Consider the following 12,878-nt stretch of genomic DNA (forward strand, 5'->3'; position numbering starts at 1 on the left):
TTACCCCACCTCATCGTCCCCGGGCCCACCGGCCACGACATCGCTCAACGGTCCACTCTCTCACCCGTGTCCGACGGGTCGGTGCTTTCAGGAGCGGTGTCCGGCGTCGGGTCACTCGGCTGCTCGGGGTCGTCTTCCCCGGGCTCGGTGCCGGATTCGCCCTCGGGGCCCTCGTCGGGCCCCTCCAGAGCGCGTTTCCGGGCCGCGCGCTTGCGCTGGGTGTACATGCGGAATCCGGCGAGCACGAGCAGCAGGAGGCCGCCGGCGATGACGAGCATCACCGTGAGGGTGATCTCGGTGACGTTGACTTCGAAGCGGATCGCTTCGCCGTACGGCTCGCCGTCCTCGGTGAAGAGCTGGGCGTAGACCGGAACCGGACCGTTGGCGTTGGCGTTGGTCGTGAACTTGACCGACTGGGAGTGGCCTCCCGCGATCTTGATCGGGTGCTCTTCGTACGGCCCGTCGCCGATCTTCAGACGGGTGGGGTTCATGGAGGTCAGGCGCAGCACCAAGTGGTCGACGCCCTGCACCAGGTTGTTCTGCACCGACACCGGGATCGTGGCGCTGCGCCCGGAGAGCTTCGCGTCGGACTTCTTGATCAGCGTCACCTGCTCGGTGAGCGTGGTCAGGTACTCCGTGACGCCCTTGCGATAGCTCTTCGCCTCGCCGGGACGGCCGCGCCAGGCGGTCGCCATCTCACGGTCTATGGCCCTCCCGAACGGGGTGACCACCCGGTCCTTCTCGGTGAGGATCACCTGGAACCGCTCGAGCATCTTCTGGGTGCTCTGGATGGACTCGAAGGCCGACTGCGGCAGCTCCTGCTTGCGCAGCGCCGCCGGGTAGGCGCCGGCCGACGGCACCTGGGTCGTGGCGCTCGGGTCCGGCTTCGCCTTCGCGGCCGCGGCCAGGCTCTGGGGCTGGGACCAGCGTCCCTCGCCGAGGGCCTTCAGCGCCTTCGCCATGGACTGGGCCTGGCTGACGGTCGGCATGCGCTGGGGGGCGACGACGATGCTGCGCTGCTTCTCCGGATCCTGCATCGTGATCATCAGGCTCTGGGCGAGGAATCCCTGCACGGCGAGCGTGGAGCGCTCGGCACCCGTCATGTCGCCCTGGAAGGCGGTCGAGAGCCGTGCGTCGGCCACGACTGCCGTCGTGCCGCCGCCGATGGGGCGGGCGGCGTTGGGCGTGTACAGGAGGCCCCCGGTCTCGCGGAGGCTGTCGCTGCGGGTGATCACGGAGTGGGCGCCCGCCGAGGTGGCGACATCGACGATGGAGGGGTCGATCGCGCCGTCCGCGGGCCAGGTGAAGTCGGTGGTCGGCTTCACCTGGAGGATGGCGTCCACCGCCTTGGCGCCGACCTCGGTGGCTTCCTTGAGACGGCCCAGGGAGCCGGTGACGGCCTTGCCGGTGTGGGCGAGGGAGGCGAGGTCGGGGTCGGCGAAGGGCAGAGCGACGACCTTCTGACCCTTGACGGCGTCTCCGAGGTCGTTGAGCCACTGGTTGGCGGTCGCCTGGTTCTTGCCCGCGACGGTGGACTTACCGTCCTTGGTCTGGATCCGGTAGTTCTTCGTCATGGCCTCCACGGAGGCCAGCAGGTCCGGGTCGATGACCCAGGTGACGTCGAGCTCGCGGCCCAGCGACACGAGCTGTTCCAGGCGCCCGCCGGGAGCGATCTCCTTGGCCAGGCCGTCGTCCTTGAAGACCGGCGTCTGCTGTTCGTCGGAGCCCGTCTCGGCGGTGAGGTGGGTCTTGGAGATGAGCGGCCACAGGTACGTCGTCTTCGTCTTCGTGTCGGTGGCGTCGGGCTGCCACGGCAGGAAGGTGCGCTCGAAGCCGAGCACCTGCGGGTACGGCTGGGCGGCGGACTGGCCGGTGACCGAGACGCCCAGCTGGTAGACGCCGTCGGCGCCGAGGTTCAGCGCCTTGACCGGAATGGAGATGCTGAAGTCCTGCCGGACGCCGGGCGCCAGCTTGGCGAACTTCTCGACGTACTTGCCGCCGACCTCGGTGCCGTCGGACCCCGGCAGGTACCCCTTGCGCTTGGCGGCGGTGTCGATCGCGCTGCGGCTGTTCAGGCTCGGCCCCAGACGCAGCCCGACCTCGGCCTTGGTCACCGCCTGCTTGCTGTCGTTGGTGACCGTGCCGGAGACCGTGAGGGTGTCGTCCTCACCGGGAGCGGTGGGGGTGAGCCCGTCCAGCGAGACGTCCACGGTGCTGGAGCCGGTGGCGGCGGCCGTCGCTCTCGGTACGGCGGCGTGCGCGGTGGGCCCCGCCGGCACGTGCAGAAGTCCGGCCAGCAAAGGGGTACCCACCAGCAGTGCTGCGGTGCGCCGCAGCCACCGGCGGGCAGGTGAGGGGCTTGTCCCCGGGATGTCTGCCGCCTCGGCCACGCGTTCGCCCGTTCCTCGTCGTCGTCGGCTTCATCGATGGTTCTCGGTTCCTGCGTCCACGCATGGTAACGATGCGCGCTGGGGCGAAGTGCCGCGGACTGCTCCACGTGATCGGAAGAACTGGCCGGGGGCGCGGTGATGGGCCTCCGGAGGCCCGCGGGAATACGGGTCGGCCCCTGGCGTCCGGGGCACGTACCCTTTTCTGTTGTGCCGAACGCCAACGAAGACAATCCCAGCGCACTGAGCCAGGTGCAGCGCCGCGCGGTCACCGAACTGCTGCGTGTGTCCCCTGTCGCGGACGATCTCGCCCGCCGATTCCAGGAGGCGGGTTTCTCCCTCGCCCTGGTCGGCGGCTCGGTGAGGGACGCCCTCTTGGGTCGGCTCGGCAACGATCTGGACTTCACCACTGACGCCCGCCCCGAGGACGTACTGACGATCGTGCGTCCGTGGGCCGACGCGGTCTGGGAGGTCGGGATCGCCTTCGGCACGGTCGGCTGCCAGAAGGAGGGCTACCAGATCGAGGTCACGACGTACCGCTCCGAGGCGTACGACAGGACCTCGCGCAAGCCCGAGGTGTCCTACGGCGAATCCATCGAGGAAGACCTCGTACGCCGTGACTTCACCGTGAACGCGATGGCCGTGGCGCTCCCCGAGAAGGAGTTCATCGACCCGCACGGCGGACTCGACGACCTTTCCGAGCGGGTTCTGCGGACCCCCGGGACGCCCGAGGAGTCCTTCTCGGACGATCCGCTGCGGATGATGCGGGCCGCGCGCTTCGCCGCGCAGCTGGACTTCGAGGTGGCGCCCGAGGTCGTCGCGGCCATGAAGGCGATGGCCGAGCGCATCGAGATCGTCTCCGCGGAGCGGGTGCGGGACGAGCTGAACAAGCTGATCCTCTCCGCGCACCCGCGCGAGGGCCTGGCCCTCCTCGTCGACACGGGCCTGGCCGACCGGGTCCTGCCCGAGCTTCCCGCGCTGCGCCTCGAGCGGGACGAGCACCACCGTCACAAGGACGTCTACGACCACTCGCTGATCGTCCTGGAACAGGCGATGGCGCTGGAGACCGAAGGCCCCGACCTGACGCTGCGCATCGCGGCGTTGCTGCACGACATCGGCAAGCCGAAGACGCGGCGCTTCGAGGACGACGGCCGGGTCTCGTTCCACCACCACGAGGTGGTCGGCGCCAAGATGGTCAAGAAGCGCATGACGGCGCTCAAGTACTCCAACGAGCTCGTGAAGGACGTCTCGCGTCTGGTCGAGCTGCACCTGCGCTTCCACGGCTACGGCACGGGCGAGTGGACCGACTCGGCCGTACGTCGCTACGTGCGTGACGCGGGTCCGCTCCTCAGTCGACTGCACAAGCTGACCCGCTCCGACTGCACGACGCGCAACAAGCGCAAGGCGAATGCCCTGTCGCGCGCGTACGACGGCCTGGAGGAGCGCATCGCCCGCCTCCAGGAGCAGGAGGAGCTGGACTCGATCCGGCCCGATCTCGACGGCAACGACATCATGGAGGTCCTGGACGTGGGCCCCGGGCCCGTGATCGGCAAGGCCTACAAGTTCCTGCTGGAGCTGCGCCTCGAGAACGGCCCGATGGAGCGGGAGGCCGCGGTGGCGGCGCTCAAGGAGTGGTGGGCCGAGCAGAGCTGAGACGGGCGGTGGCTTGTTTCGGCGGTGGCTTGTTCCGTGGTTTCACGTGAAACAAGCCAATCCCGGATGCGCCGGGGGGCCTCTGGATACGCCCGAGAGGTCCTGGATACGCCGAGGGGCGCTGTTTCACGTGAAACCGTGAACAGCGCCCCTCGGTCGTGTCTTGCCCGGCCTGCTGGGTCTACTTGGTCTTCTTCAGGCAGAGCACGACGTCGTGGCCCTTGCCCTGCTGGTAGTACGCGAGCTCGGAGGCCTTGACGGCCTGGCACTTGTTGCCGTCGCTGGTGTTGTCGAACTTCTCGACGACCTCGAACTCGGAGTCACTGGAGGAGCAGTCGACCTCCTTGAGGTCGGGCGATATCTGCGTGCCGTTGTTGTGCATGCAGCTGCCGACCGAGATCGTCTCGGCGTCGCTCTTGCCCATCTGGTACTTGACGACGCCGATGATGATCGCGACCAGGATGAAGCCACCGATGCGCAGGAGCAGCTTCCTGCCCTTGCGGGAAGGGGCGGCGGGCGGGGGGACCGGACCACCCTGGTACGGCGGGTAGGGCGCACCCTGCTGAGGCGGGTACGGCGCCGGAGCCTGCTGGCCGTACGGAGCGACGCCCTGGGGCTGGCCGTAGGGGTTCTGGCCCTGAGGCGGGTACGGATTCTGGCCCTGGGGCGGCGGAGTGGTCACTTTGGGGGTCCCCCTCGAACGAGAGCGCGATGGCGCGAATACGACGCCCGTAAGTTATCGGGGGGCGAGGTCATCTCAGAAGCCCGGAGGGGCTCTGTGGCATTGATGTGACACTTACTGCAAGCTAAACCGGGACATAGCCGCAGTAACTGCTGCGTAGAGCAGGGCGACGCCGACCACCAGCGGAACCGATCGGCCGTCCGGCGGCAGCAGCAGGGCGGCCACCGCGGCCGCGCCCACGAACGCGACGTTGAACAGCACGTCGTAGACCGAGAAGATCCGTCCGCGGAAGCCGTCGTCCACCGAGGACTGCACCACTGTGTCCGTGGCGATCTTCGCGCCCTGAGTGGTCAGGCCGAGGAGGAAGGCGGCGACGAGCAACGGCACGGGCGCGAACGGGAGGCCGAGCGCCGGTTCCAGGACCGCCGCCGCACCCGCGCAAGCGACGATCCAGCCGCCCGCCCCCAGCCGCCCCACCGCCCACGGCGTCACCACGGCGGCCACGAAGAACCCCGCCCCCGAGATCCCCACGGCGAGTCCGAGCAGCGCGAGCCCGTCGGACTCCGTCGACGACCAGGCGTACCGGCACAGCATCAGGAACATGACGGTCAGGGCGCCGTAGCAGAACCGCATCACCGTCATCGCGGCCAGCGCGCGGGCGGCCGCCGGGCGTTGCGTCAGGTGCCGCACCCCCGCCGTCAGCCCTCGGGCGGTTCCGGCGAGGGCGGCGCCGAGCCGTGGCTGCACCAGATCCGGGTCGGGGCCGAGCAGGTCGCGGGCCATGCGGAGCGAGGCGAGGGCCGCGCAGAGGTACAGGGCGGAGCCGAGGAGGACCACGGCCGCGTCCGAGTCTGACCCCGCCAGACGTACGACGAAGGCGAGTCCGCCGCCCACCGTCGCGGCGAGCGTCCCCGCGGTCGGTGAGAGGGAGTTGGCGATGACGAGGCGGTCGGCGTCCACCACCCGCGGCAGCGCGGCCGAAAGGCCGGCGAGGACGAAGCGGTTGACGGCGGTGACGCACAGCGCGGAGGCGTAGAAGAGCCAGTCCGGCACGCCGCTCAGCATCAGGACGGCGGTCACCGAGGCCAGCGCGGCCCGCAGCAGATTGCCGTACAGGAAAACCTGTCGACGTTGCCAGCGGTCCAGGAGGACGCCCGCGAAGGGGCCGATCAGTGAGTAGGGAAGCAGCAGCACCGCCATCGCGGAGGCGATCGCTCCGGGGGATGTCTGCTTCTCCGGAGAGAAGACGACGTAGGTGGCGAGCGCGACCTGGTAGACGCCGTCCGCGCCCTGGGAGATCAGACGTACGGCGAGCATCCGTCTGAAGTTCCGCAGCCGCAGCAGTATCCGCAGGTCACCGACGACAGCCATGGAGCACACCCTCACATATGAGGAGGGTCCCCGGGCGGAATGCCCGGGGACCCTCGACAAGCGACTACGGAGAGAGCTGTTTAGCGCTCGACCTCGCCCTTGATGAACTTCTCGACGTTCTCGTAGGCCTCGTCGTCGAAGTACTGCACCGGCGGGGACTTCATGAAGTACGAGGACGCGGAGAGGATCGGGCCACCGATGCCCCGGTCCTTGGCGATCTTCGCGGCGCGCAGGGCGTCGATGATGACACCGGCGGAGTTCGGGGAGTCCCAGACCTCGAGCTTGTACTCAAGGTTCAGCGGGACGTCACCGAAGGCGCGGCCCTCGAGGCGGACGTACGCCCACTTGCGGTCGTCGAGCCACGCGACGTAGTCCGACGGGCCGATGTGGACGTTGTTCTCGCCCAGCTCGCGGTCGCGGATCTGCGAGGTGACGGCCTGCGTCTTCGAGATCTTCTTGGACTCGAGGCGCTCGCGCTCGAGCATGTTCTTGAAGTCCATGTTGCCGCCGACGTTGAGCTGCATGGTGCGCTCAAGACGGACCCCGCGGTCCTCGAACAGCTTCGCCATCACACGGTGCGTGATGGTGGCGCCGACCTGCGACTTGATGTCGTCGCCGACGATCGGGACGCCCGCCTCGGTGAACTTGTCGGCCCACTCCTTGGTACCGGCGATGAAGACCGGCAGGGCGTTGACGAAGGCGACCTTGGCGTCGATGGCGCACTGGGCGTAGAACTTCGCCGCGGCCTCGGAACCGACGGGCAGGTAGCAGACGAGAACGTCGACCTGCTTGTCCTTGAGGATCTGGACGACGTCGACCGGCGCCTCGGCGGACTCCTCGATGGTCTGGCGGTAGTACTTGCCCAGGCCGTCGTGGGTGTGGCCACGCTGGACCTGCACGCCGGAGTTCGGCACGTCGCAGATCTTGATGGTGTTGTTCTCGCTGGCGCCGATGGCGTCCGCGAGGTCGAGGCCGACCTTCTTCGCGTCGACGTCGAAGGCGGCGACGAACTCGACATCACCGACGTGGTAGTCGCCGAACTGGACGTGCATCAGGCCCGGGACCTTGGCGTCCGGGTCGGCGTCCTTGTAGTACTCGACGCCCTGGACCAGCGAGGCGGCGCAGTTGCCCACGCCGACAATGGCTACGCGAACCGAACCCATTCCGGTTGCTCCCTGTGTGATCTCGGTATTCCGGATAAGACCCTGCGGAACGCTGGGTCTCACTTGGCGGGGTCATCGGACGGATCCGGCGGCGGGTTGGTCTCCCGCCGCCGGGGCAGGTCCGCCGACTCCCCAGATGTGCTGTCCTGCTGAGCGGAGCTGTGGGGGGTGGACCGCTGTTGGTCCCGCCCCGCCCGCTCGCTCTCGATGAGCTCGTTCAGCCAGCGCACTTCGCGCTCCACGGATTCCATGCCGTGTCGCTGCAGCTCAAGCGTGTAGTCGTCCAGGCGCTCCCGGGTACGGGCCAGGGAGGCGCGCATCTTCTCCAGGCGTTCTTCGAGGCGGCTGCGTCGGCCCTCTAGCACCCGCATGCGTACGTCCCGCGAGGTCTGCCCGAAGAAGGCGAAGCGGGCGGCGAAGTGCTCGTCCTCGTACGCGTCGGGGCCGGTCTGCGAGAGCAGGTCCTCGAAGTGCTCCTTACCTTCCGCCGTCAACCGATAGACGATCTTGGCGCGACGCCCTGCGAGTGGAGCAGCGAGGGCGTCTTCAGGCGTGCTGCCCGACTCTTCGATCAACCAGCCGTTGGCGACCAGCGTCTTGAGGCAGGGATAGAGGGTCCCGTAGCTGAACGCGCGGAACACTCCCAGCGACGTATTGAGTCGTTTCCGCAGCTCATAGCCGTGCATCGGGGACTCGCGGAGCAGACCGAGCACGGCGAACTCGAGGATGCCGGAGCGCCTGCTCATCGTCGCCTCCCGTCCACCGCAAGTCCCTCAGTACGGCCCTTATGCCGAGCTGATGTATCGACTCGATACATCGAGACGATAGAACGGCGATCAGGTTGAGACAAGAGGGGGCACGGTGAACGGCGTCACATCACCGATTCGTAGGAAGTAACTTGCCTGATTTGGGGTGAACTTCGGCTCTACGAGGGTTTTGACGGTGCGTAGTCTGTGCGCCATGCAGACCGCCGGGAACCACGTGACGCCAGGGGGCGTCGTTGTCCCCGGTGCAGTGCGGGTGAGTGCCGGAACGGGCACATCCGCACTTCGGGGGGACCGGAAATCAGCCGCCGTTTCCAGGCGTGGACAGCTGCGCCTGCCCGAGGAGTAATCGTTCGATGAGCGAGCACCGTCGCAAACCGCCGCAGCCGCAGGGCGGCGGACGCGCCGCGGCCAGGCGTGGCGCCCCAGGAGCGTCGCCGGGCCGCCGCGCGGCACCGCGGGGCGCCACTGGATCGCCCTCTTCCTCGTACGGATCGCAAGGATCCGGAACGCCGGACGAGGAGGACCGCCCTTATGGAGGCCGGGCCGAAGCCCGCCGCGCGGCACAGCGCAGTGGTGCGGCCGGCGGCCGACGCAGGGCGCCCGACGGCGCCGGCGGCGGCGGACGCTCCGGTGGCGGTGGCCGTCGTGGCGGTGGCCCCGGCCCCGGTGGTCCCGGGCGCGGCAGAGGCCGGGGCGCCGAACCGCCCCGCAAGAAGCGGTTCATCGACTACCCGCGCGCGAACAAGGACGGTCTGCGCCGCTGGGTCCCGTCGTGGCGCCTGGTCACCGGCCTGTTCATCGGTTTCCTCGGCAGCCTGATGGCCGTCGCGGGCATCGCGTACGCGCTGGTGCAGGTGCCGGAGGTAGACAAGGCGGCCAAGGCCCAGAACAACGTCTACTACTGGGGCGACGGCAAGCAGATGGTCGCGACCGGCGGTGAGCGCAACCGCCAGATCATCGACTACGACGACATCCCCAAGGAAATGCGCTTCGCCGTCATGTCGGCGGAGAACAAGACGTTCGAGAAGGACAAGGGCGTCGACCCGATGGGCATCACGCGTGCCCTGGTCAACATGGCCAAGGGCGGGCAGACCCAGGGTGGCTCCACCATCACCCAGCAGTACGTGAAGAACGCGCGCCTGGGCGACCAGTCGCAGACGTTCACCCGTAAGTTCAAAGAGCTCTTCATCTCCATAAAGGTCGGCCGCACGGTCCGCAAGGAAGACATCATGGCGGGGTACCTCAACACCGCCTATTACGGGCGCGGGGCCTACGGCATCCAGGCCGCGGCGCGGGCGTACTTCGACAAGGAAGCCAGCGAGCTGGACCCGAGCCAGTGCGCGCTGCTCGCGACGGTGCTCAAGGGCGCCACCTATTACGACCCGGCGGGCTCCCCCGAGATCGACCCCGCGGCGAGCAAGGAAGACAACACCGCGCGCGCGAAGAAGCGGTGGTCGTGGATCCTCGACGAGGAGGTCAAGGACGGCCGCCTGACCGCCACGGAGCGGGACAAGTACCGGACGTTCCCCAAGCTGCAGAACCCCCGGTCGAACGCCGACCTGGCCGGTCAGACCGGCTACCTTGTGGACCTGGCCAAGGCGTACGTCATCAAGAACACCAACATCACCGCCGAGCAGCTCCAGCAGGGCGGCTACGAGATCCACACGACCTTCGACCGGAAGAAGGTCAAGGAGCTCGAGAAGTCGGTGAACACGGTCCGCAAGGAGAAGCTCAACGAGAAGCTGCGGCCCAAGAAGGACACGCACGTGCAGTTCGGTGGGGCCTCCGTGGATCCGAAGGACGGCGCGATCAAGGCCATCTACGGCGGTGAGGACGCGACGAAGCACTTCACCAACAACGCCGACCAGACCGGTGCCCAGGTCGGTTCGACGTACAAGCCCTTCGTGCTGGCCGCCGCCTTCAAGTACGGCGTCCGCGACCCGAAGGGCGTGGAGGTCCAGAGCGAGTCCGAGCGCACCATCGTCGACCCGAAGAGCTTGTACAGCGGCAAGAACAAGCTCAAGATCCAGAAGTACAACGGTGACGTCTGGACCGACAGGGACGGCAAGGAATGGCTCCAGCGGAACGACGGTGACCAGGACTACAACCCCCCGACCTATCAGATCGACCTGCGCGAGGCGATGCGGGAGTCGGTCAACTCCGCCTATGTGCAGCTCGGCATGGACGTCGGCCTGGACAAGGTGAAGGAGTCGGCGATGGACGCCGGCCTCAAGGACGACAGCTCCATGGCGGGAGCCACTTACCCGTCCTTCTCACTCGGTACCTCCTCGCCGAGCGCGATCCGGATGGCCGGTGCCTACTCCACCTTCGCGGCGAGCGGGAAGCAGAACGACCCGTACTCGGTCAAGGAGGTCGAGCACGAGGGCAAGACGGTCTACCAGCACGAGAAGAAGACCAAGCAGGCCTTCGACCCCACGGTCGCCGACAACGTCACCGACGTGCTGAGGACCGTCGTGGACAAGGGCACCGGCACCTCGGCGAAGCTGCCCGGGCGCCAGGTCGCGGGCAAGACGGGTACCACCGACGGCAACAAGTCCGCCTGGTTCGTCGGCTACACCCCGCAGTTGTCGACGGCGGTCAGCATGTACCGCCTCGACGACAACGAGAACAACAAGAAGCGCGAATTCCTGGAGATGTTCGGCACGGGCGGCGAGAAGAAGATCCACGGCGCCTCGTTCCCCGCGCGGATCTGGCAGGACTACATGACGCAGGCGCTCAAGGGCGAGCCGGTCAAGACCTTCCCGCCGCCCGGGCCGATCGGCAGGGTCGTCGGTGAGACTCCGCCTCCGCCGCCCACCCCGACGAGGACCAAGGAGCCGGAGGAGACCACGTCCCCGACGCCCACGCACTCCGAGACCACGAAACCGCCTACGGAATCGCCCGATCCCGGGGAGACCTGCGACCCGTTCGACTGGGACTGCAACCATGACGGCGGCGCGGGGAACGGCGGTGCCGATGGCGGCGCCGACGGGGGCCCTGGTGGTGGGACACCAACTGCCACCGAGGATCCGGCCGGTGGCGGAGGGAACAACGGGAACGGCAACGGCAATGACGGCGGAGGCGGCTTCATCTCCGGCTCGGACGGCTGAGCCAAGACCTAGCCAAGACTGAGCCAGGACGTCCCGGCTGAGTCGACAGGACGCCGGGGACTCCCCCGCTCGTGTTTCACGTGAAACGAGGGCCGCCGCACCGACCGGTGCGGCGGCCCTCTCCGTGTTCCCAGTCGCATACGGCAGGATGTCCGCATGCCTAGTGCGGACCCCAGCGCAGAGTCATCGCCCATGAGCTCGTACGAGCCCGTGGGCGCGGAGGAGCCGGAGCCGGTACGGCCCACGAAGGAGGACGAGGTCGCCGCGGCCGGCAGCGAGCTGATCGGCGGTCCCATCGGGCGCAGAGTGCTGTACGCGGCGACCTGGTGGACCCCCGTACGCGTCATCACGCTCGTCGCGATCGGGATGTTCGCTCTCGGGATGGTCCAGAAGATGCCGTGCTACAACGGCGCGTGGTTCTTCGGGGCGAGTTCGCAGTACACGCACGCGTGCTACTCCGACATCCCGCACCTCTACCAGGGGCGCGGTTTCGCCGACGGCCTCATTCCGTACTTCGACAAGCTGCCCGGCGACATGGAGTACCTCGAATACCCGGTCCTGACCGGGATGTTCATGGAGATGGCGTCCTGGGTGACGCCCGGCAGCGGCTCCATCCAGCATCAGGAAAAGATCTACTGGATGGTCAACGCCGGGATACTGATGGCCTGCACCGCGGTCGTCGCCGTCTGCGTCACGCGCACCCACCGGCGCCGCCCCTGGGACGGCCTGCTGGTCGCCCTGGCCCCGGCCCTCGCGCTGACGGCCACCATCAACTGGGACCTGCTCGCCGTCGCCCTCACCGCCGCGGCGATGCTGATGTGGTCGCGCTCGCGGACACTGGCCTTCGGCGTGCTGCTGGGGCTCGCGACGGCCGCCAAGCTCTATCCCGTCCTGCTGCTCGGACCCCTGCTGATCCTGTGCTGGCGCGCGGGCCGCTGGCGGGAGCTCGGCACCGCGCTGCTCGGCACGGCCGGTACCTGGCTGGTCGTCAATCTGCCGGTGATACTGCTCGCGAGCGACGGCTGGTCGAAGTTCTACTCGTTCAGCCGGGAGCGCAGTGTCGACTTCGGCTCCTTCTGGCTGATCCTCTCCCAGCGCATGGACTCACCGCTGACCACCGACACGGTCAACACCCTGGCGGTGGCCCTGATGCTCCTCGCCTGCCTGGGCATAGGAGCGCTCGGCCTCACCGCGCCGCGCCGCCCGCGCTTCGCCCAGCTCGCCTTCCTGGTGGTCGCCGCCTTCGTCCTCACCAACAAGGTCTACTCGCCGCAGTACGTCCTGTGGCTGATCCCGCTCGCCGCGCTGGCCAGGCCGCGCTGGCGCGACTTCCTGATCTGGCAGGCGTGCGAGGTCGCGTACTTCCTCGGGATCTGGCTGTACTTGGCGTACACGACGAGCGGCGACGCCCACAAGGGACTGCCGACCGAGGGCTACCAACTGGTCATCGTCGTCCACCTGCTGGGCACGCTGTACCTGTGCGCCGTGGTCGTACGGGACGTCCTCATGCCGGAGCGGGACGTGGTGCGGCAGGCCGGGGACGACGATCCCTCGGGGGGCGTTCTGGACGGCGCGGAGGACCGCTTCGTCCTGGGGCCCGCGCCCTACAGGACGCCGCCCGTGGCGCAGTCGACCGGGGCGCCTCCGGTGCGGTGGGGATCGGCGACCGAACTGCCTCGCTGAGCCATTCTCCTGAGCCGCTTCTCCTGACCCGCTCCTCCTGGGCTGTTCGCCAAGAGCGAACA

The 12,878-nt window shown here is 68.2% G+C and carries 8 protein-coding genes; 3 read left to right on the forward strand and 5 right to left on the reverse strand.

Going from position 1 to position 12,878, the window contains the following annotated elements; translation table 11 throughout:
• Positions 1–44 precede the first annotated feature (44 nt).
• Positions 45–2,390: a DUF6049 family protein gene (locus CP970_RS21375; protein WP_055544615.1), complete on the reverse strand. Its 2,346-nt coding sequence runs from the start codon at positions 2,388–2,390 to the stop codon at positions 45–47.
• A gap of 207 nt (positions 2,391–2,597) precedes the next feature.
• Here CP970_RS21375 and CP970_RS21380 point away from each other — a divergent pair, with 207 nt between their 5' ends.
• Positions 2,598–4,040, forward strand: a complete 1,443-nt coding sequence (locus tag CP970_RS21380) for a CCA tRNA nucleotidyltransferase (RefSeq protein ID WP_055544614.1) — start codon at positions 2,598–2,600, stop codon at positions 4,038–4,040.
• Between the two features lie 181 nt (positions 4,041–4,221).
• On the opposite strand, the gene CP970_RS21385 is transcribed toward CP970_RS21380, so the two are convergent.
• The 4 genes from CP970_RS21385 to CP970_RS21400 all read right to left on the reverse strand — a co-directional run bounded on the left by CP970_RS21385 (position 4,222) and on the right by CP970_RS21400 (position 8,002).
• Entirely contained in the window at positions 4,222–4,722 is a 501-nt protein-coding gene (locus tag CP970_RS21385; protein ID WP_055544613.1) for an LppU/SCO3897 family protein, read from the reverse strand.
• A 114-nt stretch (positions 4,723–4,836) separates the two neighbouring features.
• Positions 4,837–6,093 (reverse strand): MFS transporter, encoded by a 1,257-nt coding sequence (locus CP970_RS21390; protein ID WP_150493713.1) that lies wholly within the window; start codon positions 6,091–6,093, stop codon positions 4,837–4,839.
• Positions 6,094–6,173: 80 nt separating this feature from the next.
• Positions 6,174–7,256 (reverse strand): inositol-3-phosphate synthase, encoded by a 1,083-nt coding sequence (locus CP970_RS21395; RefSeq protein WP_055552678.1) that lies wholly within the window; start codon positions 7,254–7,256, stop codon positions 6,174–6,176.
• A 59-nt stretch (positions 7,257–7,315) separates the two neighbouring features.
• Positions 7,316–8,002, reverse strand: coding sequence for a PadR family transcriptional regulator (locus CP970_RS21400; protein WP_055552680.1), 687 nt, complete (start codon positions 8,000–8,002; stop codon positions 7,316–7,318).
• A gap of 374 nt (positions 8,003–8,376) precedes the next feature.
• Between CP970_RS21400 and CP970_RS21405 the strand changes: the two genes are divergently transcribed.
• Positions 8,377–11,133: a transglycosylase domain-containing protein gene (locus tag CP970_RS21405; protein ID WP_079043831.1), complete on the forward strand. Its 2,757-nt coding sequence runs from the start codon at positions 8,377–8,379 to the stop codon at positions 11,131–11,133.
• A gap of 192 nt (positions 11,134–11,325) precedes the next feature.
• A complete protein-coding gene (locus CP970_RS21410) occupies positions 11,326–12,816 on the forward strand; it encodes a glycosyltransferase family 87 protein (protein WP_107099048.1) in 1,491 nt (496 codons plus the stop codon).
• The last annotated feature ends 62 nt before the right edge of the window (positions 12,817–12,878 follow it).

It is taken from the genome of Streptomyces kanamyceticus (assembly GCF_008704495.1).
Classification (GTDB): Bacteria; Actinomycetota; Actinomycetes; order Streptomycetales; family Streptomycetaceae; genus Streptomyces; species Streptomyces kanamyceticus.

Excerpts from the sequence above, each read along its gene's own strand:
- CP970_RS21400 (WP_055552680.1), bottom strand. The coding sequence starts at position 8,002 with ATGAGCAGGCGCTCCGGCATCCTCGAGTTCGCCGTGCTCGGTCTGCTC.
- CP970_RS21410 (WP_107099048.1), top strand. The coding sequence starts at position 11,326 with ATGAGCTCGTACGAGCCCGTGGGCGCGGAGGAGCCGGAGCCGGTACGG.
- CP970_RS21395 (WP_055552678.1), bottom strand. The coding sequence starts at position 7,256 with ATGGGTTCGGTTCGCGTAGCCATTGTCGGCGTGGGCAACTGCGCCGCC.
- CP970_RS21390 (WP_150493713.1), bottom strand. The coding sequence starts at position 6,093 with ATGGCTGTCGTCGGTGACCTGCGGATACTGCTGCGGCTGCGGAACTTC.
- CP970_RS21405 (WP_079043831.1), top strand. The coding sequence starts at position 8,377 with ATGAGCGAGCACCGTCGCAAACCGCCGCAGCCGCAGGGCGGCGGACGC.